This window comes from Thioalbus denitrificans (genome assembly GCF_003337735.1).
Classification (GTDB): Bacteria; Pseudomonadota; Gammaproteobacteria; order DSM-26407; family DSM-26407; genus Thioalbus; species Thioalbus denitrificans.
Map to the genome: position 1 here is coordinate 502,928 of NZ_QPJY01000001.1, position 22,700 is coordinate 525,627.

26 protein-coding genes and 1 tRNA gene are annotated in these 22,700 nt (G+C 70.8%); 12 read left to right on the forward strand and 15 right to left on the reverse strand.

The genetic code is table 11. The features are described 5' to 3' along the window. Positions 1 to 86 precede the first annotated feature (86 nt). Positions 87 to 1,442 carry a tRNA (N6-isopentenyl adenosine(37)-C2)-methylthiotransferase MiaB gene (miaB, locus tag DFQ59_RS02365; RefSeq protein WP_114278052.1) on the reverse strand — a complete coding sequence of 452 codons (1,356 nt, stop codon included), beginning with the start codon at positions 1,440 to 1,442 and terminating at the stop codon, positions 87 to 89. 283 nt (positions 1,443 to 1,725) lie between these two features. On the opposite strand from miaB, the gene DFQ59_RS02370 reads away from it, so the two are divergent. The 9 genes from DFQ59_RS02370 to DFQ59_RS02400 all read left to right on the forward strand — a co-directional run bounded on the left by DFQ59_RS02370 (position 1,726) and on the right by DFQ59_RS02400 (position 7,457). Further along, complete coding sequence (locus DFQ59_RS02370) at positions 1,726 to 2,973, forward strand: ankyrin repeat domain-containing protein (RefSeq protein WP_114278053.1); 1,248 nt, start codon at positions 1,726 to 1,728, stop codon at positions 2,971 to 2,973. Between the two features lie 7 nt (positions 2,974 to 2,980). Next, entirely contained in the window at positions 2,981 to 3,646 is a 666-nt protein-coding gene (locus DFQ59_RS02375) for a hypothetical protein (protein ID WP_114278054.1), read from the forward strand. Between the two features lie 58 nt (positions 3,647 to 3,704). Continuing rightward, the gene (locus tag DFQ59_RS19700; protein ID WP_170141997.1) at positions 3,705 to 3,878 is read left to right on the forward strand and encodes a hypothetical protein; all 174 of its coding nucleotides are present in this window, start codon (positions 3,705 to 3,707) and stop codon (positions 3,876 to 3,878) included. 10 nt (positions 3,879 to 3,888) lie between these two features. Continuing rightward, positions 3,889 to 4,029 (forward strand): hypothetical protein, encoded by a 141-nt coding sequence (locus DFQ59_RS19705; protein WP_170141998.1) that lies wholly within the window; start codon positions 3,889 to 3,891, stop codon positions 4,027 to 4,029. A 91-nt stretch (positions 4,030 to 4,120) separates the two neighbouring features. Further along, complete coding sequence (locus DFQ59_RS02380) at positions 4,121 to 4,324, forward strand: 2-hydroxymuconate tautomerase family protein (protein ID WP_114278055.1); 204 nt, start codon at positions 4,121 to 4,123, stop codon at positions 4,322 to 4,324. Positions 4,325 to 4,451: 127 nt separating this feature from the next. Next, the gene (locus tag DFQ59_RS02385; protein ID WP_114278056.1) at positions 4,452 to 4,910 is read left to right on the forward strand and encodes a YaiI/YqxD family protein; all 459 of its coding nucleotides are present in this window, start codon (positions 4,452 to 4,454) and stop codon (positions 4,908 to 4,910) included. Between the two features lie 45 nt (positions 4,911 to 4,955). Then, positions 4,956 to 5,591 (forward strand): LysE family translocator, encoded by a 636-nt coding sequence (locus DFQ59_RS02390; RefSeq protein ID WP_114278057.1) that lies wholly within the window; start codon positions 4,956 to 4,958, stop codon positions 5,589 to 5,591. 251 nt (positions 5,592 to 5,842) lie between these two features. Beyond that, positions 5,843 to 6,511, forward strand: coding sequence for a glutathione S-transferase family protein (locus tag DFQ59_RS02395; RefSeq protein WP_114278058.1), 669 nt, complete (start codon positions 5,843 to 5,845; stop codon positions 6,509 to 6,511). 91 nt (positions 6,512 to 6,602) lie between these two features. Further along, positions 6,603 to 7,457, forward strand: a complete 855-nt coding sequence (locus tag DFQ59_RS02400; RefSeq protein ID WP_114278059.1) for a GGDEF domain-containing protein — start codon at positions 6,603 to 6,605, stop codon at positions 7,455 to 7,457. A gap of 31 nt (positions 7,458 to 7,488) precedes the next feature. Here DFQ59_RS02400 and DFQ59_RS02405 read toward each other — a convergent pair whose 3' ends face one another. Next, entirely contained in the window at positions 7,489 to 9,426 is a 1,938-nt protein-coding gene (locus DFQ59_RS02405) for a TonB-dependent receptor plug domain-containing protein (protein WP_114278060.1), read from the reverse strand. 371 nt (positions 9,427 to 9,797) lie between these two features. On the opposite strand from DFQ59_RS02405, the gene rnk reads away from it, so the two are divergent. After that, complete coding sequence (gene rnk, locus DFQ59_RS02410; protein WP_245937145.1) at positions 9,798 to 10,226, forward strand: nucleoside diphosphate kinase regulator; 429 nt, start codon at positions 9,798 to 9,800, stop codon at positions 10,224 to 10,226. 36 nt (positions 10,227 to 10,262) lie between these two features. Here rnk and DFQ59_RS02415 read toward each other — a convergent pair whose 3' ends face one another. From DFQ59_RS02415 to DFQ59_RS02425, 3 genes are all read right to left on the reverse strand, one after another. Next, positions 10,263 to 10,790: a 3'-5' exonuclease family protein gene (locus tag DFQ59_RS02415; protein WP_114278061.1), complete on the reverse strand. Its 528-nt coding sequence runs from the start codon at positions 10,788 to 10,790 to the stop codon at positions 10,263 to 10,265. A 1-nt stretch (position 10,791) separates the two neighbouring features. Then, positions 10,792 to 11,406 carry a 3'-5' exonuclease gene (locus DFQ59_RS02420; protein ID WP_170141999.1) on the reverse strand — a complete coding sequence of 205 codons (615 nt, stop codon included), beginning with the start codon at positions 11,404 to 11,406 and terminating at the stop codon, positions 10,792 to 10,794. Between the two features lie 299 nt (positions 11,407 to 11,705). Further along, positions 11,706 to 13,025: an NAD(P)/FAD-dependent oxidoreductase gene (locus tag DFQ59_RS02425; RefSeq protein ID WP_114278063.1), complete on the reverse strand. Its 1,320-nt coding sequence runs from the start codon at positions 13,023 to 13,025 to the stop codon at positions 11,706 to 11,708. A gap of 137 nt (positions 13,026 to 13,162) precedes the next feature. On the opposite strand from DFQ59_RS02425, the gene DFQ59_RS02430 reads away from it, so the two are divergent. Then, a complete protein-coding gene (locus DFQ59_RS02430) occupies positions 13,163 to 13,777 on the forward strand; it encodes a hypothetical protein (protein WP_114278064.1) in 615 nt (204 codons plus the stop codon). 85 nt (positions 13,778 to 13,862) lie between these two features. Here the strand turns inward: DFQ59_RS02430 and DFQ59_RS02435 are convergent, their stop codons facing one another. From DFQ59_RS02435 to DFQ59_RS02460, 6 genes are all read right to left on the reverse strand, one after another. Further along, positions 13,863 to 15,158 (reverse strand): ammonium transporter, encoded by a 1,296-nt coding sequence (locus DFQ59_RS02435; protein ID WP_114278065.1) that lies wholly within the window; start codon positions 15,156 to 15,158, stop codon positions 13,863 to 13,865. A gap of 202 nt (positions 15,159 to 15,360) precedes the next feature. Beyond that, the gene (locus DFQ59_RS02440; RefSeq protein ID WP_245937146.1) at positions 15,361 to 15,993 is read right to left on the reverse strand and encodes a protein-methionine-sulfoxide reductase heme-binding subunit MsrQ; all 633 of its coding nucleotides are present in this window, start codon (positions 15,991 to 15,993) and stop codon (positions 15,361 to 15,363) included. A gap of 61 nt (positions 15,994 to 16,054) precedes the next feature. Beyond that, a complete protein-coding gene (msrP, locus tag DFQ59_RS02445) occupies positions 16,055 to 16,996 on the reverse strand; it encodes a protein-methionine-sulfoxide reductase catalytic subunit MsrP (RefSeq protein ID WP_114278067.1) in 942 nt (313 codons plus the stop codon). A 302-nt stretch (positions 16,997 to 17,298) separates the two neighbouring features. Further along, on the reverse strand, positions 17,299 to 17,706 hold the full coding sequence (locus DFQ59_RS02450) for a hypothetical protein (RefSeq protein WP_114278068.1): 408 nt from the start codon (positions 17,704 to 17,706) through the stop codon (positions 17,299 to 17,301). A gap of 106 nt (positions 17,707 to 17,812) precedes the next feature. Further along, positions 17,813 to 18,655: a 23S rRNA (adenine(2030)-N(6))-methyltransferase RlmJ gene (locus tag DFQ59_RS02455; RefSeq protein ID WP_114278069.1), complete on the reverse strand. Its 843-nt coding sequence runs from the start codon at positions 18,653 to 18,655 to the stop codon at positions 17,813 to 17,815. A 100-nt stretch (positions 18,656 to 18,755) separates the two neighbouring features. After that, on the reverse strand, positions 18,756 to 18,962 hold the full coding sequence (locus tag DFQ59_RS02460) for a cold-shock protein (RefSeq protein WP_114278070.1): 207 nt from the start codon (positions 18,960 to 18,962) through the stop codon (positions 18,756 to 18,758). 264 nt (positions 18,963 to 19,226) lie between these two features. Between DFQ59_RS02460 and DFQ59_RS02465 the strand changes: the two genes are divergently transcribed. Continuing rightward, positions 19,227 to 19,889 carry an SOS response-associated peptidase gene (locus tag DFQ59_RS02465; RefSeq protein ID WP_114278071.1) on the forward strand — a complete coding sequence of 221 codons (663 nt, stop codon included), beginning with the start codon at positions 19,227 to 19,229 and terminating at the stop codon, positions 19,887 to 19,889. Between the two features lie 80 nt (positions 19,890 to 19,969). Here the strand turns inward: DFQ59_RS02465 and DFQ59_RS02470 are convergent. The 4 genes from DFQ59_RS02470 to DFQ59_RS02485 all read right to left on the reverse strand — a co-directional run bounded on the left by DFQ59_RS02470 (position 19,970) and on the right by DFQ59_RS02485 (position 22,621). Then, positions 19,970 to 20,046: transfer RNA gene (locus tag DFQ59_RS02470), tRNA-Met, on the reverse strand. A 51-nt stretch (positions 20,047 to 20,097) separates the two neighbouring features. Continuing rightward, positions 20,098 to 21,192: a redox-regulated ATPase YchF gene (ychF, locus tag DFQ59_RS02475; protein ID WP_114278072.1), complete on the reverse strand. Its 1,095-nt coding sequence runs from the start codon at positions 21,190 to 21,192 to the stop codon at positions 20,098 to 20,100. Positions 21,193 to 21,382: 190 nt separating this feature from the next. Continuing rightward, positions 21,383 to 21,952 (reverse strand): aminoacyl-tRNA hydrolase, encoded by a 570-nt coding sequence (pth, locus tag DFQ59_RS02480; protein WP_114278073.1) that lies wholly within the window; start codon positions 21,950 to 21,952, stop codon positions 21,383 to 21,385. A 36-nt stretch (positions 21,953 to 21,988) separates the two neighbouring features. Then, on the reverse strand, positions 21,989 to 22,621 hold the full coding sequence (locus tag DFQ59_RS02485; protein ID WP_114278074.1) for a 50S ribosomal protein L25/general stress protein Ctc: 633 nt from the start codon (positions 22,619 to 22,621) through the stop codon (positions 21,989 to 21,991). Positions 22,622 to 22,700 lie beyond the last annotated feature (79 nt).

Below are 22,700 nucleotides of genomic sequence, written 5' to 3' on the forward strand. Positions count from 1 at the left end.
GGACGGGCCCCCGCGAAAGGCGCGGATAGGGAAAGCATCGGGTCTGTACCGGCGAAGATCAAGGGCGAGGGTGGATGGGGTCGGGGTCAGCCGGCGGCGCGGCGGCGGTCGGGGGCGGCCGTCACCAGCTCGCCGCGCAGGGAGTTGGGCAGGGCCTCGGTGATGCGAACCGCGACGAAATCGCCCGTCAGGGCGGGGTTGCCGCTGAAGTTCACCACCCGGTTGTTCCCGGTGCGCCCGGCGAGCTGGGCGGGATCCTTGCGCGAGGGACCCTCCACCAGGACGCGCTGCACCGTGCCCACCATCTGCCGGCTGATGCGCTGGGCGTGGGTGGCCAGCCGCTGCTGCAGCAGTGCCAGGCGCGCCTTCTTCACCGCCGCGGGCACATCGTCCGGGAGATCCGCCGCCGGGGTGCCCGGGCGGGGGCTGAAGATGAAGCTGAAGGAGCTGTCGAAGCCGATTTCGTCCACCAGCTCCAGCGTCTTTTCGAAGTCCGCCTCGGTCTCGCCCGGAAAGCCCACGATGAAGTCCGAGGAGAGGCTGATGTCGGGGCGCACCCGGCGCAGGCGGCGGATCTTCGCCTTGTACTCGAGGATGGTGTGGCCGCGCTTCATCAACGCCAGGATGCGATCGGCGCCGCTCTGCATCGGCAGGTGCAGGTGGCTCACCAGCTCCGGCACCTCGCCGTAGACGTCGATGAGGCTGTCGGAGAACTCCACCGGGTGGGAGGTGGTGTAGCGGATACGGTCGATGCCGTCGATGGCCGCCACATAGGTGATGAGTAGCGCCAGGTCGGCGGTCCCGCCGTCGTGCATCCCGCCGCGGTAGGCGTTCACGTTCTGCCCCAGCAGGGTCACCTCGCGCACGCCCTGGGCGGCCAGCTGCGCCACCTCGGCGATCACGTCGTCGAAGGGGCGGCTCACCTCGGTGCCGCGGGTGAAGGGCACCACGCAGTAGGTGCAGTACTTGCTGCATCCCTCCATGATGGAGACGAAGGCGGTGGCGCCCTCGGCGCGCGGCTCGGGGAGGCGGTCGAACTTCTCGATCTCGGGGAAGGAGACGTCCACCTGGGGGGCGCGCTCACGCGCCAGGCGCTCGAGCATCTCCGGCAGCCGGTGCAGGGTCTGGGGGCCGAACACCAGGTCGACGAACGGCGCCCGCTCGCGGATGGCCTCGCCCTCCTGGCTCGCCACGCAGCCGCCCACGCCGATCACCAGCTCCGGCCGGCGCTCCTTCCACTCCCGCCAGATGCCGAGCTGGGAGAAGACCTTCTCCTGGGCCTTCTCGCGGATGGAGCAGGTGTTCAGCAGCAGGATGTCCGCCTCCTCGGGCCGGTCCGTGGGGACCACGCCATGGGCGGCGTTGAGCACGTCCGTCATCTTGGCGGAGTCGTACTCGTTCATCTGGCAGCCGAAGGTGCGGATGTACAGCTTGCGCGGCATGTAGGGGCGCCCGGGGTCGTTGCGGTGGACCGCATATCATACTGTTTTGGTTGGGGGCTGGCCAGACTTCCGGCAGCCGGTCCCGGCACGCCGGGTCGGAGCCGCGTTGTCCGCGGCCGGGATATGGTCTACAGATTGAAGGAATCCCCGGTTGCCGTCGGCGGACCTGCCGGGCAACGGCGGGAGGCAAGGGGGCGCAGGGGCTGGCCCGCCCTCCATCGTCACCCGGGACGGTGCGGGCACCTCGCCCGATCGTGCGTATCGATGCCAGGGAGGCGGCCCGGTGCCGAGACTGCTCGTTGCCCTGTTCATCCTGACCGGACTGGCGCTGACCGGCTGCGCCGGGTGGCAGCTGGCCCGTTCCTACGCCCTGACCCATGCGCCCGGGGTGCAGGCGCTGGAGGGCGAGATCACCGGCTATCACCGGATTCTCAGCCGCTACCGCGACAGTGCCGGCCGGGATCGGACCGGCGCCTGGTTTCCGCAGCCGGTGTTCCGCTTCACCGATCCGCAGGGCCGTGAACACAGGGTCGTGGACCCCGGTTTCCACCTCTTCGAGCGCTACCGCCCCGGCGACGGGGTGGCTCTGGCCTGGCTGCCGGCGGATGCCCCCATCGGGCGGGACACCCTGACGGCCCTGCTGACAAGGCCGGGGGTCGTCATCGACGATTTCTTCAGCCGCTACCTGTTCTGGAGCGCGGTGCTGGTGGCGGGGCTGCCCTTCATCATCCTGCCGCTGTGGGTGGGCCTGCCGTCCGCCGCGGGCCAGGCCGCGCTGCTGGACCGGCCGCTGCCGCCCAACCTGCCGTTCACCGCCCGGCACCTGCTCTGGGTGCTGTTCGGCCTGTTCGCCTTCGCCGCGCTCATGGCCTCGAAGGAGCACCTGCTGCAGCTGCTGCCCGCCGGCCAGGGCGGGGCGCTGGTGGAGGCCGCGCGCCGGGGCGATCTGCCCGCGGTGCGGCAGCTGCTCGAGGCGGGCGCGGACGTGAACCATCACGACCGCACCACCGGCGAGACGCCCATCATGTCCGCCTACTACCATGATCACCCGGAGGTGGCCCGCCTGCTCCTGGAGGGCGGGTTCGATCCGCGGGTGGAGGACAAGGTGGGGCGCAACCTGGTCTACTACGCCGCGCGCGCCGGGGACCTCCCGGCACTGGAGCGGCTGCTGGCCGCCGGGGCTCCGGTCACGAGCAGCTTCGAGGACGTGCTCAGCGCGGCCATCGCCCGCCGGATGCCGGAAACCGCCCTGCTGCTGGTGGCGCACGGCCACCCCCTCGATCACCTCACCGAGGGCAACGGCGGGCGGCGCTTCTACCCGGGGGACCTGGCCATCCTGGCCGGGCTGCCCACGGTGGTCGCCGGCATCGCCCGCCGCGGCGGCCCCTTCACCGCCCCGCGGGGGTTCGTGGACGCCGCCCTGGGACGGGAGGTCACGGCGGGCGGGGAGGCGGTGGGCTTCGGCCGGATGACCCTGGCCCGGTGGCGGTCGCTGTGCGCGGGCGCCGGGACGGCGCCGGGGCGGGAGTGAGGATGCCGTGAGCGGTCCGCTCAATCCCCACCCGGCCGGTGAAACTCCCGACCTGCTGCGCTTCCCGACCCCGGAGCGGCAGCGGCGGGTGCGCATCGCCGGCGCCGTCTACCTGCTCATCGGCGCCCTGCTGCTGACCGCCCACGGCTACGGCGCCGACGGCTTCTGGCTCTTCGCCGGGATCATCGGCACGGGGGTGGGGCTGGGCCTGCTCGGCTACCGCGACCAGGTGAGCATCAGCCGGGCCACCCGCCAGGTGGAGCGGCGGTGCGGCTTTTTCGTCGACTTCAGGCGCACGCGCTTCGGCTGGGATCACTTCACCGGTATCGAGGTGCGGCGCCGGAACGTCCTTGCCCGGCGCTTTTCCCGCCTCTCCGGGCGCACCTGGGAGAGCGGGGTGGAGACGCGCTACAGCGTGGTGCTGGTCAACGGCGGGGACCTGGAGGTGGATGCCACCGCAGATCCCGGGCTGGCGCGCGGCTGGGCGGAGGCGATCGGCGCGGTGCTGCAGCTGCCGGTGGCGCCGGAAGTGGTTGCGGCGGCCGGGGAGGAACGCACACGGCGACGGCCGCCGGCCTGGCTGGTCTGGCTGCTCACGCTGCTGATCCTCGGCGCCCTGCTGGCCTGGATCGGCTACAATCTCCACCTCGCCGGGCGTGCGGCCGGCTCATGATCGCGCGCCCGTCATCACCGGGCCGGGTAGCGGCCGGACCAGCCGGGAAGGAGGGATCATGTCCACGGAGCGCGAGGCGGTGCAGCGGGTGATCATCACCGACATCCGGATGTCGTTCGGGTCGATGGTGGTGTTCATGGTGAAGTGGGCCATCGCGTCCGTCCCGGCGGTCCTGATCCTGCTGGTACTGGGCAGCCTGTTCACGGGATTGCTGCACGCCATCCTGAGGTAGCCGCGGGCCCATGGTGTTCCTGTTCCTGACCCTTCCCGCCGCGGTCATTCCCGGATTGCTGCTGCTGTTCGCCCTGGTCATCCTGCTCGAGTGGCGGCTGGCGCTCGCCGGCCGGCGAGCGCTGCGGACCCTGCAGCAGGACGCGGGCTGAGGATGTCGCCGCCAGGGGCCTCACACGCGAGGCCGCGGCCATGGCATGCTAATGGCCCATTACCGGCCGTGCCTGCCCGAGGAGAACCCCGATGCCCTTCGTGAACATCCGTATCACCCCCGACGGCGCCACCGCGGAGAAGAAGGCCGAGCTGATCCGCGGCGTCACCGAGCTGCTGCGGGATGTGCTCGGCAAGAATCCCGCCACCACCGTCGTGATCATTGACGAGGTGGAGACCGACAACTGGGGCATCGGCGGGGAGACGGTGAGCGCCCGCCGCGGCCGCGGCGCATAGCCGGTCGCGCCATCCCCGTCCAGCCCCCGGAGCCTGACATGTCCACGTTCGTGCAGTTCGACGTCAATGCGGCCCAGGCCGCCAGCGACCACGCTCCGCTCGCCCCGGCGGGCGATGGGGGGGCGGCATGACCATCTGGGTGGACGCGGACGCCTGCCCGAACGTCATCAAGGAGATCCTGTTCCGGGCGGCGGAGCGGGTCCGGCTGCCGCTGGTGCTGGTGGCCAACCAGTTCGTGCGCACCCCGCCGTCGCGCTACATCCGCGCCATCCAGGTCGCGTCCGGGTTCGACGTGGCCGACACCCATATCGTCGAGCAGGTGCAGGCGGGGGATCTCGTGGTCACCGCCGACATCCCGCTGGCGGCGGCGGTCATCGACCGCGGCGCGCTGGCCCTCAATCCCCGCGGCCGGCTCTACACCGAGGACAACGTGCGCCAGTCCCTGGACATGCGCAACATGATGGAAGAGCTGCGCAGCGCCGGCCTGGCCAGCGGCGGCCCGCCGGCGCTGAACCAGGCCGACCGCAAGGCCTTCGCCGCGGAGCTGGACCGCTACCTGCACCGGCGCCGCCAGGCGCGGGGCTAGAGCGACACGGCTGCCACCATCGAAAAGATCCGCCCCGGAGGCCCCATGCCGGAACCGACCCAATTGCTCCTGTTCATCACCGCCTCGCTGCTGCTCATCGTGGCGCCGGGCCCGGACATCCTCTTCCTCGTCACCCAGGGCGTGACCCGCGGCCGCGCGGCGGGACTGGCCACGGCGCTGGGGCTGGCGGCCGGCAACCTGGTCCACACCCTGGCCGCGGCACTCGGCATCTCGGTGGTGTTCCGCACCTCGGCGCTGGCCTTCGAGACGCTGAAGGTGGTGGGCGTGGCCTACCTCCTCTACCTGGCCGTCAAGGCGCTGCGCCACCGCGGCGAGTCGCTCACCCTCGCGGGCGAGGCCCTGGCCGGACCGGGCCGGGTCCTGTTCCGGCGCGGCCTGCTGATGAACATCCTCAACCCCAAGGTGGCGCTGTTCTTTCTCGCCTTCCTGCCCCAGTTCGCCGACCCGGCGGCGGGTCCGGTCTGGCTCCAGATGCTCGTCCTCGGCCTCCTGTTCACGCTCCTGGTGGTGGGGGTGTTCGGCGTCATCGGGCTGACCGCCGGCAGCCTGGCGGGCTGGATTCGGCGCGGTTCCGGCGCCGGCACCAACCGCTGGTTCGCCTGGGGGGTGGCGGGGGTGTTCACGGCGCTGGCGCTGCGCCTGGCGCTGGTGGAGCGCTGAGCCCGGGATTCCGGCCATGGAGGATTGGGCCACAGAGGGCACAAGAGGCCACAGAGTGTGAAAGCGCGCACGGGAGTGCCCCCTGCGCGCCCACGACACCGGGCACGGCTGCAGCATTTCCCGCCCCGGAGTCCGCCGCCCTGCCGCCTTGTGCTCCCTGTGGCCTCTGTGGCGACCCTCCGGGTCTTTCCCGCGACCCTGGGGGGCGGCGATCTACACTGTGGGTACACCATCACCAGGGGAGGCGCGCCATGCCCGAACTCACGCTCGTCATCGGCAACAAGAACTACTCGTCCTGGTCCCTGCGGCCGTGGCTGGTGCTGCGCCACTTCGGGGTGCCGTTCGAGGAGGTGCGCCTGCCGCTGGACACCCGGGAGTTCGAACTGAACATCGGGCGCTATTCGCCCTCCGGACGGGTCCCCGTGCTGCTGGATGGCGGGCTGCGCGTGTGGGAGTCGCTGGCCATCTGCGAGTACGTGGCGGAACGCTACGTGATGGGCGAGGCCTGGCCCGGCGATCGCGAGGCGCGGGCGGTGGCGCGGGCCGTCTCCTGCGAGATGCACGCCGGCTTCGCGGCCCTGCGCTCGGAGTTGCCCATGAACTGCCGGGACCGCCGCACCGGCGTGGTGCCCACCCCGGCGGCGCGGGCGGATATCGACCGGATCACCGCGCTGTGGCACGACTGCCGCAGCCGCTGGGGCGGGGCGGGCCCCTGGCTGTTCGGCGAATTCAGCATCGCCGATGCCATGTACGCGCCCGTGGCCCTGCGCTTCGCCACCTATGGCGTGGACATCCCGGCCGCGGCCGAGGCCTACGTGGGGGCGCTGCTGGCCCACCCGGCGCTGCAGGAGTGGGTGGTGGAGGCCCGCGCGGAGCCCGAGTTGCTGGAGTCCGGGGAGCGCGGGATCGCGGCGCCATGAGCCCGACCGCGGTTGTGCGGCGGCGACCGGGACGAGGGCGGGCGGTCTGCCGCCGGAAGCGGACCCGGGCGGCTCGGGGGGGTGCCCGGCGTTGCTGATCAACGGCAAGGATATCTGGGCGTGGCTGGAGCGCCTGGGCAGGGGCGCCTGGCTGGTCGCCGGGCTGCTGGGCACGATGGCCGTCGGCCTGGTGGACCTGGTGACCGGCTACGAATTCACCCTGGCGCCGGTCTATATGCTCCCGGTGGGGGCGGTGGCCTGGTACGTGGGTCGTGGCGCGGCGCTGGCGCTGGTCGCAATCGCCCTGCCGTGGCTCGCCGTGGATCTGTGGCTGAACGTCAGCTCGCTCAGCAACGCCGGCATCGTCTGGGTGGTGCTGGCGCGGCTGCTGTTCCTGGTGATCGTGGCCCTGCTGCTCTCCTCCCTGCGCCATGCCCTGGATGAGGCCCGGCGGCTGGCGCGTACCGATGCCCTGACCGACGCGGTGAACTCGCGCCGCTTCATCGAATTGGTCAACGCCGAAATCGGGCGCCTGGCCCGCTACCGGCACCCCTTTACCCTCGCCTACATGGATCTCGACAACTTCAAGCAGGTGAACGACAGCCTCGGGCACAGCAGCGGGGACAGGCTGCTGAAAACGGTCGTGGAGACGCTGTGCAACCGGTTGCGGCGTACCGACGTGGTGGCGCGCATGGGTGGGGACGAGTTTGCCCTGCTGCTGCCGGAGACGAGCGCGCAGGTGGGCGCGCCATTGCTGCGGCAGGTGCGCGAGGAGCTCCTGGCGGTGGTGCGCGGCAACGACTGGCCGGTGACCTTCAGCATCGGCGTGGTGACCTGCACCGCCGCCCCGGAAAGCGCCGATGCGCTCCTGCACTTTGTCGACGGGCTCATGTACAGCGTCAAGAAGGATCGGAAGGACGCCATCCGCTTCGCGATCTATCCCTGAAGCGCCAGCTGTCCGCCCGCGCCGGAAAGCCTCAGAAGGCCGCGTTGAGCTCCAGGAACCAGCCCGTGTCGAACACCTTGTGGCCCCCCGTTTCCGCACTGTCGTCGAGCAGGTTGCGGGCCAGCAGCGAGAGGCTGCCGGGACGGCGGCGACCGCCGAAGCCGTAGGCCAGCCGCAGGTCGAGCTGGCGGGCGTCGTCGTAGGGGGCGTCGAACCGGTCGCCGGGCACCGGGCTGTGCCAGTACCAGGCCAGGCTGCCGCTCAGGCGCGGGGTCAGGCGCCGCAGCGCCAGCAGGCTCGCCGTGTGCAGCGGTGCGCTGCGGTAGTAGCTCGGAACGCCGCTGACATTGCTGCGGTCGAGATCGGTATAGGCGTAGCTGAGCAGGATCCGGGTGTCGCCGTCCGGACGCCAGGTGATCTGGGCCTCGGTCCCGGTGACGGTGGCCGTGTCCTGGTTGCGGTAGTCCAGCGGCAGCGTGGAGGTGTAGCTCACCAGTTCCTCGAGCCGGTCGTGATAGAGCTTTAGGTTGACCGTCAGCGGCAGTGACCGGAACTCGCCCACGTAACCGACCTCGCGGCTGAGGATGCGCTCGGGCGCCAGTCCCCCCGAGCTCACGCCCAGCGGCAGCTCGAGGTCGGGGGGGATGTGGATGCGGTAGTCCAGCGCCTCCTCGAACAGCACCGGTGTGCGCACCGCGCCGGAGACGGCGGCGCGCAGGGTATGCCCCGCGGCCACGCGGGCGTTCAGGGCGATGCGGGGGGAGAGGTGGGTGCCGGTGAGATCGTCGTTCTCCACCATCAGGCCGCCCTGCAGCAGGATGCCCGGGCCCAGGCTCCATTCGGCCGAGCCGAACAGGCGCTGCAGGTCGCTGTCGAGCCACTTCCCGGTACCGAAGTAGGCGGGGGAGCGCACCCGGTCGTGGCGCAGCCCGGCGCCCCAGGCGACCCGCAGGCCGGGCAGGGGATGCTGGCTGCGCTGGAACTCGAAGTCGTAGCGCTCGTCGCTGATGTCGAGGCTGAACGGCAGGCTCTGGCCGTCGAAATCGAAGCGGGCGGTCTCCTCGGCGCGGTGGTGGTTGTGGTAGAGCTGCAGGTAGAGCTCATCCTCGCGGCCCAGCACCCGTTCCCAGCGCAGTTGCTGGAAGGTGCTGGTCACGGCCCGTGCCGAGGTGCGCTGCAGCGCCGTGGCCGGGGGGATCTCGCGGTCGCCGCCGTTGTAGCCCAGCTGCAACCGGAGGCGGTCGTCCGGGCCGAGGCGGAGATCGGCGCGCCCGGTCAGGAGGTGGATCCGGCTGCCGTCCTCGAGGCTGTCGAGCCCGTTGTCCCGCGTGTACCCGGCGCTGAAGCGGTAGTCCAGGTCCCCCCGGCTGCCGGCATGGCGCAGGAGGGCGCGGCGATAGCCGTTCGAACCGCTGCCGAGGGTGGCGTGGGTGCCGGCTTCCTCGGCCGCCGTCCGGGTGGTGATGCTGATGACGCCGAGGAAGGCATTGGCGCCGTAACTGACCGCGTTCGGGCCGTGGATGATCTCGATGCGCTCGATCTCCTCGATGGCCAGCGGCAGGTCCGACCAGGGTACGCCGCCGAAGGCGGGCGTGTAGACGGCGCGGTCATCCACCAGCACCAGCATGCGGCGCGAGTACTGTCCGGACAGGCCGTGGTAGTTCACCACCGGCGTGTGGCCGTTGACGTAGCTCAGCTGGAAGCCGGGCGCCAGCCGGACGAGCTCGGGGACGGAGCGGGCGCCCGAGGCCTCGATCAGCTCCCGGTCGATGACGGTGACCGTGGCCGGCGTCTCCGGCAGGGGCTGGACCAGGCGGCTGGCCGAGAGCACCGTCGGCAGGGTGTCGAAGAAGCTCTGCTCGGTCGGCAGCGCCCGGCGCTCCGCCCCGGCCTGGACGGGGACCGCCGGGAGGATGAGCAACAGGGCTGTGGCGGCCCCGGGGAGGAAGGCACTCCTTTGCGCGTGCATCGTCGATCTCCTTCACTGCGCCCGGTCCGGCGGCATCCTGCCTCGGTGGCCGTCGGGCTTGCCGCGTCGCCGGCGGTAGCCCCATGCAGTGAAGGGGAATTGTCCCTGATGGCCGGGGGGCCGTCAACGCGCGACGGCTGGCATTTGCTGTTCATTTTGGGCACGATGGGGACCTCCGCACAGCAGGGGGCGATGTGCGTCGACCCGGTCCATGGGCCGGTCGGCGCGACCGCCCGTCCCGTCTTTCACCTGAATCCCAGGCCGGCGCCGTTCGAAGCCGTCGCGATCGCGAGCGTGGTCGCGTGCGGACGGTTCCGGCGCGATGGCGTGGGGAACCGAGAATCTGCCGGTTGCAGAAGGAGGAACCAGTCATGTCCGATGCCAACATCCAGGAACGTCCGCCCATCACCGTCACCAGCCTCGACCTGGAACGCCTGGAGCGGCTGCTGGAGAGTCCCGTGCATGAGGACAACGCGGTGGCGCAGGAGCTGCAGGAGGAGCTCAACCGGGCCCGAGTGGTGGAACCCCGCGCGGTGCCGCCGGAGGTGATCACCATGCACTCCACCACCCGTTTCGTCGACGAGGTGACGGGCGCCGAACATGAGCTGACCCTGGTCTATCCGCACGAGGCGGACGGCACGCCGGGACAGGTCTCGGTGCTGGCCCCGGTGGGCAGCGCGCTGCTCGGGTTGTCGGCGGGACAGCGCATCGACTGGCCCCTGGCCGGCGGCCGCAGCACCCGGCTCAGGGTGCTGGCGGTGGTCCGGCAGCCCGAATCCCTGGGGGAGTACCACCGTTGAGGCGCTGGCAGCGCCGCGCCCGGTCGCGGCCGCGGGTCACTCCTTCCGGCACAGGCGGTAGAGCTCGATGAAATGGCGCACGTCGTTCGCCGCGCGGTGGCGCGGCCCCGCCGAGCGCGCCCGTGCCTGCTGGTCGAGCTCGTGGAGGCGCCGGTTGCAGTCGGGTCCGCCGGCGAGCTCCGTGAACCACAGCGCCTGGGCCGCGGCGAGAGTGAAGGCCGGCTCCATCCCCGCGGCCTGGAACAGCACCTGGAGCCAGAAGCCGTCCCAGTCGGGGGCGTCGGTATACAGCCGCAGCCCCTGCAGAACGCTGTTCATGCGTCCCGCCACCCAGGTGGGCGTGCGGCCCTCGCTGTGGAGCTGCCCGGGCGTGATGTGGTGGATTTCCGTTTCGGCCACCGGATCCCAGTCGTTCCATTCGGGCACCGGGCGGGGATCGATGAGGTGGCTCTCCACGCTGCCGTCGCCCAGGCTCCAGGCCACCTCGATGGGATAGGAGCGGGGGCGGAGGCTGCTGGCCTCGAAATCGAGGAAACAGGGCAGGGTGGGGTTGCGCCGGGCCATGTCAGGGTCCGGTCGGCGGTGGCGTCTGCAGGTCCGCGGCCTCGAGCACCCGGACGATGTTGCGCACATCTTCCAGCGCCCGGTGCGGTACCCCCTCGAACTTCAGCCCCAGGTGGCGCAGGGTGGCGGCGATGCCGCGCCGCGGGGTGCCCAGCTGCCGGGCCGCCCGGTCCTTGAGATTGGTGTGGCGGGCGCCGGCCAGCGGGAACGGGAGGCCGTGCTTGCGGCACTCGTCCTCCAGCTGCAGCAGATCATAGGCGCCCCATGAGCCCCATGCCGGCGGTTGGTCGGGGGCGATGGCGAAGGCCTGCACGAAGGCCGCCAGCGCCTGGGGGAAGGTGGGGGCGGAATCCACGTCCTCCTGCCGGATATGGGTCAGCCGACGGCAGTAGTCCGAGAGCTGCGGGTGGTAGCTGGGGCGCACGAAGGTCTGGAACCGCTGCAGAATGCGCCAATCCCGCGGGTCCACCCGCATGGCGCCGATCTCGATGATTTCACCGGCGTAGCGCCAGCCGGGGCGCGGCGCGGGACGACTCCGGTCGTTGGGGTCCCAGCAGGTGGCTTCCAGGTCCACCACCAGCAGCGGGGTCGCGATGGCCGGGGGTTCAGTGCGCATGTTCATCCCTGGGTGTGTCCTTACACGCTCGAGTCTGGCTGACGGAAGGCGCCGACCCGGATCCCCGCAAGGCTTCGTTCCGCGAGCCTCCGGGCGGGACGGTCCGGGCTCCCGGGCCGGCATCCCCAGCCCCGGGATCATGGCCGTGGAGGCGGCATCCCGCCGCCGTCCGCCGCTGCGCCCTGATCCGGAGTTGGCGCGGATTGCCAGTATAGCCAATGGGGCGCCGGGATGCCGTGCGCCGGTCACGTTGTCCGCCGGCGACTCGCTGAATGTGCCTCCAGGAGCGGCGCAGCACACTAGTGCAGCTTGACGTGGGGCTCGGTGCGGCGGGTGATGAGCCGCGCCAGGGTGTCCAGGGCCACCTTGGCGAAGCCGTGCAGGGCCAGCAGGTGCATCTTGTACAGCGAGATGTACATCAGGCGCGCGAAGTAGCCCTCGATCATCAGGCTGCCGCGGGTGATGCCGCCCATCAGGCTGCCCACGGTGCTGTATTCCCCCAGGGATACCAGCGAGCCGAAGTCGCGGTAGACGTACCCCGGCAGGGGCTGGCCCCGGAGGCGCCGGCCCAGGGACTTCACCAGCAGCGAGGCCTGCTGGTGGGCCGCCTGGGCGCGGGGCGGGACGGTCTGATCGTGTCCCGGCCAGGGGCAGGCCGCGCAGTCGCCGAAGGCGAAGACATCCGGATCCAGGGTGGTCTGCAGGGTGGTCTTCACCAGCAGCTGGTTGCCGCGGTTGGTCTCCAGTCCGTCGAGTCCGGCGAGGAAGTCGGGCGCCTTGATGCCCGCCGCCCACACCACCAGCTCGGCCGGCACGCACAGCCCGCTTTCGGTGTGGACCCCCTCGGGGGTGACGCGGCTGACCCGCTCCCCGGTGAACAGGTCCACCTCCAGCTTCCGCAGCAGTTTCGCCGTGGCCTCGGAGAGACGCTTGGGCAGCGCCGGCAGGATGCGCGGGGCGGCATCGATCACCGTGATGCGGATGTGCTTGTCGGGGTCGATCTTCTCCAGCCCGTAGGCGGCCAGCAGCCGGGTGGTGCGGTGCAGCTCCGCGGCCAGCTCCACGCCGGTGGCGCCGGCGCCGATGATGGCCACGTGGAGCTGGCCCGGGCGCACCGGGCCGGGCTGGGTGTTGGCGCGGATGCAGGCGTTGATGAGGCGGCGGTTGAAGCGCGCCGCGTCCTCCTCGGTGTCCAGCGCGATGGCGTGCTCCCTGACCCCCGGGGTGCCGAAATCGTTGGCCACGCTGCCCACGGCGATCACGAGGGTGTCGTAGGGGAAGGTGCGCCGCGGGACCACCTCCCGGCCCTCCTCGTCGAAGGTGGGGGCCACCCGGACCTCCCGCCGGGCCCGGTCCAGTCCCTCCATGGCGCCGAGCCGGAAGTGGAAGTGGTGCCAGCGGGCCTGGGCCATGTACTCCAGCTCGTGGTCGTCGATATCCATGCTGCCGGCGGCCACCTCGTGCAGCAGCGGCTTCCACAGGTGGGTGCGGGCCTTGTCGATGAGGGTCACCTCCGCCTTGCCGCGCCGCCCGAGCCGGTCGCCGAGCCGGGTGGCCAGTTCCAGGCCGCCGGCGCCGCCGCCGACGATGACGATGCGATGGGGTGTGGTCTGGGGCATGGCGGGCGTGTCCTGCAGTGTCGGGATGGGACCTATTGTAGCGCCACCGATGGCTGATGACCGGCAACCGGCACCGGCAACCGGATGCTTGACCGATCGCATTGGCAGATTCCTGCGGGTGTGTTCTCCTGCCCGCCATGTGCATCGCCATTCCACCGCCGGGTACGGGTGCGCGCCGCCCCGTCGCGCCGCCGCGGCGCCTCTATTTCACCGGGGCGGCCCTGCAGTCGGGGCTGCTGCTGGCGCTGGCCGGCCTGGCGGTCGCTGGACTGCCCGTGCGCCTGCCCCAGGGCCTGCCGGCCGGACTGGGCTGGGTTCTGGCCGGCCTCTACGGGGTGATCCCCTTTCTGCTGCTGGGGCATCTCCTGGAGGTGCTGCCGCGCCGCCTCGAGGTGGGTGAGCCGGACTACCTGCGCTACGGCGGCGCCTTCTTCCTGGTCAGCGGGGGACTGTTCCTCGCCTGGACCGGGGTCTTCCTCGGCCCCTTCACGCTCGCGGCGGGCATCGGGCTGGTGCTGGCGGGCGGCCTGCCGCTGCTGGGCTATCTCGGGGAGGCGGTGCGCTGGGCACCGGCGCGGGAGCGGCTCCGGGGGCGGGCGATCCGCCGCGGCGCCGGCCTGTGCTGGGCCGGGATCGGGGCGGCGGGCGCGGGCGCGCTGGGCGCCGGGTCGCCGGCCTGGCTGGCGGCGCTCGGGCTGGGCGTGGCCGGAACCGGCCTGATCGTGGCGGGAGGATGGGGCGGGAGCCGCTGAACCGGCCCCCGCCCGGCTTGCCCCGCCCCTGACCGCCCGGCGACCCGCCGAGGGCCGATTTGCGGGTCAAAGGCAGGGCTTTGCCTCAGATGACGTAGCCGCGCTCCTCGTGCAGCGCGATGTCGAGTCCCTCGGTCTCCTGCTCGCGGCTCACGCGCAGGCCCACGGCCAGATCCACACCCTTCAGGATGACCCAGCTCACCACGGCGGTGTAGGCCAGGGTGGCGATCACGCCCACGAACTGGATGCCCAGCTGCTGGCCCATGCCGCTGATGCCCTCGGCATAGCCCTGGCCGCTGAACACGCCCAGCTCGGCGGAGGCGAAGACCCCGGCGGCCAGGGTGCCGAGGATGCCGCCGACGCCATGCACCGGGAAGACGTCCAGGGAGTCGTCCACCTTCAGGACCCGCTTGAGGAAGTTGGTGGCGGCGAAGCAGACCACGCCGGCCACGGTGCCGATCACCAGTGCGCCGGCCGGGCCCACGTAGCCGGAGGCGGGGGTGATGGTGCCGAGCCCCGCCACCATGCCGGTGACGATGCCGAGCACGCTCGGCTTGCCGTAGCGGATCCACTCCGCGACCATCCACGCCAGCGAACCGGCGGCGGCGGACATGTGGGTGGCCATCAGCGCCATGCCCGCATCGCCGTTGGCGGCCAGGGCGCTGCCGGCATTGAAGCCGAACCAGCCCACCCAGAGCATGCCCGCGCCGGTCACCGCCATGGTGAGGTTGTGAGGCATCATCGCGGCGTGGCCGAAGCCGTCGCGCGGCCCCATGTAGAGGGCCGCCACCAGCGCCGCGGTGGCGGCGGTGATGTGCACCACGGTGCCGCCGGCGAAGTCCAGCAGGCCCAGCTGCCCGAGCCAGCCGCCGCCCCAGACCCAGTGGGTGACGGGGAAGTAGACCAGCACCAGCCACACGGCGCTGAAGATGAGCATGGCGGTGAACTTCATCCGCTCGGCGAATCCGCCCACGATGAGCGCCGGGGTGATGATGGCGAAGGTGAGCTGGAACATGGAGAAGACCGTCTCCGGGATCTCGCCGCTCAGGCTCGCCTCGCCCACGCCGGCCATGAAGGCCTTGCCCAGGCCGCCGATGAAGCCGTTGCCCTCGCCGAAGGCGAAGCTGTAGCCGAACACGAGCCACATGACCGAGGCCATGCAGGTGATGGCGAAACACTGCATGAGCACCGAGAGCACGTTCTTCGACCGCACCAGGCCGCCGTAGAACAGCGACAGGCCCGGCAGGGTCATGAACAGCACCAGCGCGGTGGCGGTGAGTATCCAGGCGGTATGGCCCGCATCCGGACCTTCGGCGGCCAGCGCCGTCGCGGGCGCGAGGGCGGCGAGCAGAACGGCGCCCGGCTTGAGCAAGTTGGTCATGGCTCTGATTCCCCTGATGGTTTTTTTAATAGCTGCGCACCGGCTTGGTGCGCACACATCCCCCACAACTGCATGCAAATCGCTTGCCTTTATAGAGATTATGGTTATTCAAGGGGTTATGTGTATTTTCTGGCGCAGGCAGGGATTGCGTGCACAACTCCGGGGCGCATCCTCCCTCATGCGCACCATGATGGGGCGTCAATCAGGCGGGATGTCTCGCGCCGTGCACGCGGCGCAGGAAGCGGACCAGGCGGAACCCCAGCAGCAGGAGGAGGATCGCCGCGTAGAGCAGCGGTTCGCGCAGATCCGCCTTCACCAGCCACAGGAAGTGCAGCACGCCCGCGCCTGCCGCCAGGTAGGCCAGGCGGTGCAGGCGTTGCCAGCGCCTGCCTCCGAGCCGTCGCAGCATGGCGTCGGTGGAGGTGGCGGCCAGGGGGACGAGCAGGGCGAAGGCGGACATGCCGATGGTGATGTAGGGCCGCTTCAGGATATCGGCGCCGATGGCCGGCCAGTCGAAGAACTGGTCCAGGCCCACGTAGCCGAGCAGGTGCAGGGTGGCGTAGAAGAAGGCGAACAGCCCGATCATGCGCCGTACCCGCAGCGGCCAGGTCCAGCCGGTGAGCCGGCGCAGGGGGGTGACGGCCAGGGTGAGGAGCAGCAGGCGCAGGGCCCAGTCGCCGTTGTGGCGGATGAACGCCTCGATGGGATTGGCCCCCAGCCCTCCGCTCACCGCCCGCCACGCCAGCAGCGCCAGGGGCAGCAGGCAGAGGGCGAACACCGCGGGCTTGAGCCAGCGGGGCGGGACGCGGCGGGTGGGTGTCGGGTTCGGCTTCAAGGGAAAATGCGTGAATGCGTGAATGCGTGAATGCGTGAATGCGTGATGCCGGTTGTCGGCCTCAGAAGTTTTTCCCCAGGTCCATTCCCCCATAGAGCCCCGCCACCTGCTCGGCGTAGCCGTTGAAGGGCAGGGTGTCGCGCTTGAGGAACTCGCCGATGCGCCGCTCCCGGGCCTGGCTCCAGCGCGGATGATCCACCGCCGGGTTGACGTTGGCGTAGAAGCCGTACTCGCCGGCGGCGGCACGGTTCCAGCTGGTCTCCGGCTGTCCCTCCACGAACCGCAGCCCGACGATGGACTTGATGCTCTTGAAGCCGTATTTCCACGGCACCACCAGGCGGATGGGCGCCCCGTTCTGGTTGGGCAGGGTCTCGCCGTAGAGCCCCACCGCCAGCAGCGCCAGGGGATGCAGGGCCTCGTCCATGCGCAGCCCCTCCACGTAGGGCCACTGGAGCACAGGCCGCTTCTGGCCCGGCATCTGCTCCGGGTCGTGGAGGGTGACGAACTGGATGAACTTCGCCCGCGAGGTGGGTTCCACCCGCTTCACCAGGAAGGCCAGGGGAAAGCCGACCCAGGGGATGACCATGGACCAGGCCTCCACGCAGCGCAGGCGGTAGATCCGCTCCTCCAGGGGGAACCACTTGAGGATGTCCTCGATGTCGTAGACCCCGGGTTTCGCCACCTCGCCCTCCACCGCCACCGACCAGGGGCGGGTCCTGAGAGAATGGGCGTTGGCGGCCGGATCGCTCTTGCCGGTGCCGAACTCGTAGAAGTTGTTGTAGCCGGTGACCGCGTCGTAGGGGGTGGGCTCCTCGTCGGTGCCGAAGGGGCCCGGCGCGACACCTTCGATTTTCGCCGCCCGGGCCGGTGCGGACAGCAGGCCGGGCAGCAGCAGTCCGGCCCCGGCCACCGCCGCGGTCCGGAGAAAGTCCCGCCGGCGCCGGTAGACGGACTCCGGCGTGATCTCGGAGGGGAGGACGTCTGGGGGGCGCTTGATGAGCATGGTGGTTCTCCAGGGCCGTGCCGGAGCGTGGGGGCTCCGGGGCGTTCGGGGCGTGGGTCGATTGCCGAGGGGACCGCCCGGCGGCCCGGAATCTTTCACCGGAAGCGGGCGCGGAAGGCTCCCGACGGGCAGCCCGGCGTTCCCGGATCCCGCGCCGGGGCGCGGGCGCGCCGGCGCCAGTGCAGCGTTCCATCTGTCTTCGTCTCCGGCGCCCCGGTCCGGTTCCCCCGGCTTGCCGTCGCGGGTTCCCTCCGGGCCGGATTCGGCCAGCCCCGGGGCGAGCGGTCCGTCCGCCGCGCGCCTCAGCTCCTCTTGCCGGTGAGCCGTTGCAGCGCCGCCTCCAGGGCCGCGGCCTGGACCGGGTAGGGCAGGGCCTCGGCGATGGGAAAGCGCTGCCGCAGCCGCTCCAGGTGGGGGAGGTGCTCGCGCTCGTAGAAGACGATGACCCGGGTGTCGGGCAGGTGCTGGATGCCGGCGAGCAGCGACTCCAGGTTGCCGGTCCGATCGCGGAAGTTGGGATCCACGTTGAACTCCGCCACCACCACCGCCGGCTGTTCGCGCCGGAGCGTGCTCTGGGCCTTGCGCACCGAGTTCACCACCAGCGGCTCGAAGCCGTACTGGCGGTAGAGGGATTCGAAATTGGGGTAGCCGCCCAGCTCCACCACCGAGAGCAGGGCCCGGTGTCGCCGGGTTCCGGATCCTTCTGCCATGGGCCTTCTCCTCCATCCCGCCGCGCTCTGCCGGGAGTCTACCGCGATCCGGCGGCGTGCGCCCGCGAGCGCCGCGGAGCCCGCCGGGCCGGAGGCGGGCGCGGGCCTATTCGGGCACCAGCCACTCCATCCGCCAGCCGCCCCGGTGCTCCGGATCCAGGACGTCCCACAGCCAGGGCAGCAGCGCCTCCAGGGTCCGGTCGAGACGCCAGGGCGGATTGATAATCACCATCCCGGAGCCCTTCATGCCGCGCGGACCGTCCTCCGGCCGTACCCGGAGCTCGGCGAGCAGCACCCGGCGCAGGCCGCTCTGTACCAGGTCCTGCAGCAGGCGGGCATGGGTCGTGGTGTCGAGCACCGGGTACCAGAGGGCGTAGATGCCGGTGGGCCAGCGCCGGTGGGCGGCCCCGAGGGCGGCGACCACCTGCCGGTACTCGTCCTTCACCTCGTAGGGCGGGTCGATGAGCACCAGGCCGCGCCGCTCCGGCGGCGGCAGGAAGGCCTTCAGCCCCTGGTAGCCGTCGGTGCGGTGCACCGCAACCTGGCGATCGCCGGCGAACTCCGCCCGGAGCAGGGCGTGATCGGCGGGGTGCAGCTCGCACAGCACCATCCGGTCATCGGGCCGGAGGAGGTGGCGCGCCACCCGGGGCGAGCCGGGATAGCGGGCCCGGCCGCCGGGTCCGCTCACGGCGTCCAGCGCGGCCAGGTAGCCGGCCAGGGCAGGCGGGGAACCGGCCTGCGCGCGGATGCGGCCGATGCCCTGTTCGTGTTCGGCATTGCGGCGCGCCTCGGGCGAATCCAGGTCGTAGACACCCGCCCCGGCGTGGGTCTCCAGGTAGCGGAACGGGGCCTGCTTGGAACGCAGGGCCTCCAGCAGCAGCGCGAGGACGGCGTGCTTGAGCACATCGGCATGATTGCCGGCATGGAAGGCGTGGCGGTAGCTCAGCACGCTGCGGTGCTCCGGCGTTGACGGGCGGGACGATTCCCCGGTCCGGGCGGAAACCACCGGGCCCCGCGGGGACGGGGCCCAGTGGGCTGCGGGGCGGGTTTCAGGACAGCACGCTGACGTTCGTCGCCTGCAGTCCCTTCGGTCCCCGTTCCACCTCGAACTGCACCGCCTGGCCCTCGTTCAGCGTGCGGTAGCCGTCCGCCTTGATGGCCGTGTAGTGGACGAAGACATCGTCACCGCCCTCCGCGGGGGCGATGAAGCCGAAACCCTTGGTGTTGTTGAACCACTTGACCGTCCCGTTCTGCATTGGAAGTTCCTCTGGTCTCTCAATCACGGTGAGTCCGGCGGCGGGGCGCGGCGCCCGGGCCGCCGACGGGTTGAATTTAGCCATAACCGCTCCGGCGTGTCATGCCCGCCCGTGTGACAGCCGGCGCGCGGCGGGGCAGGCGCCCGGCTTGACCGCGCCGGCGCCCTGCCGACACCATGGCCGGGCCACCGGGGCGTTCATCCACGGGCCCGCTCCGGGGCCGGGCGCCTGCCGCCCCGCGCGGGCCCGGACGGGACCTGAACCATGTGCGGACGTTTCTATCTCGATGTGCCGGGCGAGGTGCTGATGGAGCACTTCGGGCTGGCGGCGGCGCCGGAGCTGGCGCCGCGCTACAACATCGCCCCCACCCAGGCGGTGGCGGCGGTGCGCGCCGGGTCCGGCGGCCGGGAGCTGGTGCGGCTGCGCTGGGGCCTGGTCCCGGCCTGGGCCAAAGGGGGGCGCAGCCCCTACCGTCTCATCAATGCACGGGCGGAGACCGTGGCGGACAGGCCCGCCTTCCGCGACGCCTTCCGCCGCCGGCGCTGCCTGGTGCCGGCCTCCGGCTTCTACGAATGGCAGGCGCGGCCCGACGGCAGGCAGCCCTGGGCCATCAGCGCCGGCCCGGGGCCGGTGTTCGCCATCGCCGGGCTGTGGGAGCGCTGGGAGGGGGAGGGGCGGGTGGTGGAGTCCTGCACCCTGCTGGTGACGGAGGCCAACGCCGCGGTGCGGCCCATCCACGACCGCATGCCGGTGATACTCGCGCCGGAGGACTACGCCGCCTGGCTCGATCCCCGGGCGCAGGACCCGGCCCGGCTGGCGACGCTCCTGCGCCCCTGTCCGGCGGAGGGGATGCGGGCCTGGCGGGTGGGGCGCCGGGTCAACTCGCCGGCCAACGACGATCCGGGCTGCCTCGAGCCGCTGGCCTGAGCCGGGAATGCCCGCTTCAGGGCGGGACGGGTCCACAAAAAAGGCCGCGCATTCGCACGGCCTTCAGAGGGCATTGCAGCTGGTGGCTACGGGTGGACTTGAACCACCGACCTCAGCATTATGAGTGCCGCGCTCTAACCAACTGAGCTACGTAGCCAAAATTGGAGGCGGCAATTGTCTACGCCCGGGTTGCCGCTGTCAAGGGTGGTCAGACGTTGAAGCGGAAGTGGACCACGTCGCCGTCCTGCACCACGTACTCCTTGCCCTCCAGCCGCCACTTGCCCGCTTCCTTGGCGCCCTGTTCGCCGCCGAACCTGACGAAATCGTCGTAGGCGATGACCTCGGCGCGGATGAAGCCCTTCTCGAAGTCGGTGTGGATGACCGCGGCGGCCTTGGGGGCGGTGGCGCCCACGGGGATGGTCCAGGCGCGCACCTCCTTCACCCCGGCGGTGAAGTAGGTCTCCAGCCCCAGCAGCCTGTAGCCGGCGCGGATGACCCGGTCGAGGCCCGGCTCGTGGAGGCCCATCTCCTCGAGGAACTCGGCCTTCTCCTCGTCGGCCAGCTCGGCGATCTCCGCCTCGATGGCGGCGCACACGGGGACCACCTCCGAGCCCTCGGCGGCGGCGTACTCGCGCACCTGGTCGAGGTAGGGGTTGTCCTGGAAGCCGTCCTCGGAGACGTTGGCGATGTAGAGGGTGGGCTTCACCGTGAGCAGGTGCAGATCGTAGAGCAGATCGAGCTCCTCGTCGCTCAGGCCCAGGGTGCGCACCATGCGCCCCTCGTTGAGGGTCGCCTCCACCCGCGCCAGCAGCGCCACCAGGGCCTTGGTCTCCTTGTCGGCGCCGGCCTTGGCGCGCTTGCCCGCCCGCTGCACCGCCTTCTCCACGGAGGCGAGATCCGCCAGCGCCAGTTCGGTGTTGATCACCTCGATGTCGGAGATGGGGTTCACCTTGCCGGAGACGTGCACCACGTCATCGTTCTCGAAGCAGCGCACCACGTGGGCGATGGCGTCGGTCTCGCGGATGTTGGCCAGGAACTGGTTGCCCAGCCCCTCACCCTTGGAGGCCCCGGCCACCAGGCCGGCGATGTCCACGAACTCCATGGTGGTGGGGACCGTGCGCTGGGGCTTGACGATGCGCGCCAGCTCGTCGAGGCGCGGATCGGGCATGGGCACCACGCCCACGTTCGGGTCGATGGTGCAGAAGGGATAGTTCTCGGCCTGGATGCCGGCCTTGGTGAGAGCGTTGAAGAGGGTGGACTTGCCCACGTTGGGCAGGCCCACGATACCGCACTTGAATCCCATGGCTGCGACCCGTTGTGTAGGAAAAGATCACCACGAAGTCACGAAGATGATGAAGATCACGAAGTGCCGGAATTCCTGTTAAGCGGTCCTCCACTGTCCATCATGGATGGCGTTTTTTAGGCCGCAGATACCGCTTACCGCGCTTCTTCGTATTCTTCGTGTCTTCGTGGTGAGCTCTGTGGGTTGATGTTCAGCGGCTGTGGAGCCGGTTCATGGCCCGCGCCAGCTCGCCGTCGAGCACCAGGGGCAGGGCGTCGAGGGCCGCGTCGATGGCGGCGAGGATGCCCGCCTCCTCGTCCCGGGTGGGCGGCTTGAGCACCCAGCCCACCACCTTGTCCCGGTTGCCGGGGTGCCCCACGCCCAGGCGCAGGCGCAGGAAGTCCGGCCCCAGGTGGGCGATGGTGTCCTTCAGGCCGTTGTGGCCGCCGGCGCCGCCGCCGCGCTTGAGCCGCGCCGTTCCCGGCGGCAGGTCCAGGTCGTCGTGGACCACCAGGATTGCCTCGGGGGGAATGCGGAAAAAGCGGCAGACCGCGGCGATGGACTGGCCGCTGCGGTTCATGAAGGTGGCGGGTTTCAGGACCCGGCAGTCATGGCCCCAGAGCTGCAGCCGGCAGAGCTGGCCGTGGAAACGGCTTTCGGCCTTCCAGGCGCCGGTCGCGCCGGGAAGCCGGTCGACGAACCAGAAGCCGGCGTTGTGCCGGGTGCCCTCGTACTCGGGACCGGGGTTCCCCAGTCCCACGATGAGCTGCACCTTCGACACCCGCGCCGGCTTCCGGTCGAATCGGCCTGGTCAGAATCAGGCTTCGGCCTCGGCTTCGCCCTCGGCCTCGCCTTCCTCTTCCTCCTCGGCGCCGCCGCCCTTGCCCTGGACGCTCACCACGGACATGTCGTTGCCATGGCTCAGGGCCAGGATCTCGACCCCCTGGGGGAGCTTGAGGTCGGAGAGGTGCAGGGCCTCGCCCAGGTTGAGGGCGGCCAGATCCACCTCGATGAACTCCGGCATGTCGGCCGGCAGGCAGCTGACCTCCACCTCGATGAGCTGGTGGGAGATGCGGCCGCCGCCCTGCTTGACGCCGACGCAGGTCTCCTCGTTGAGGAAGTGCAGGGGCACGTGGATGGTCAGCTTCTCGCTGGCGGAGACACGCTGGAAGTCGGCATGCTCGATGATGGGCTTGATGGGGTGGCGCTGCAGGGCCTTGAGGATCACCTGCTGCTTCCTGCCGCCCACGTTCAGGTCCAGGATGGAGGAGTAGACGGCCTCGTTGGCCAGGCTCTTCACGAACTCCGACTGCACCAGGGTGATCATCTCCGGGTCCTGGTGACCGCCGTAGACGATGGCCGGGATCTTGCCGGCGCGACGCAGGCGGCGGCTCGCACCCTTCCCCACGTCCTGACGCGGCTCGGCATCGATATTGAACTTGATGCTCATTGGTTTGTTGCTCCGGTTGAGTAATGCCCTCGCGGGCGCTTGTGCCGTCCCCGCGACCAGGAACGGCGGTTGAAAGACT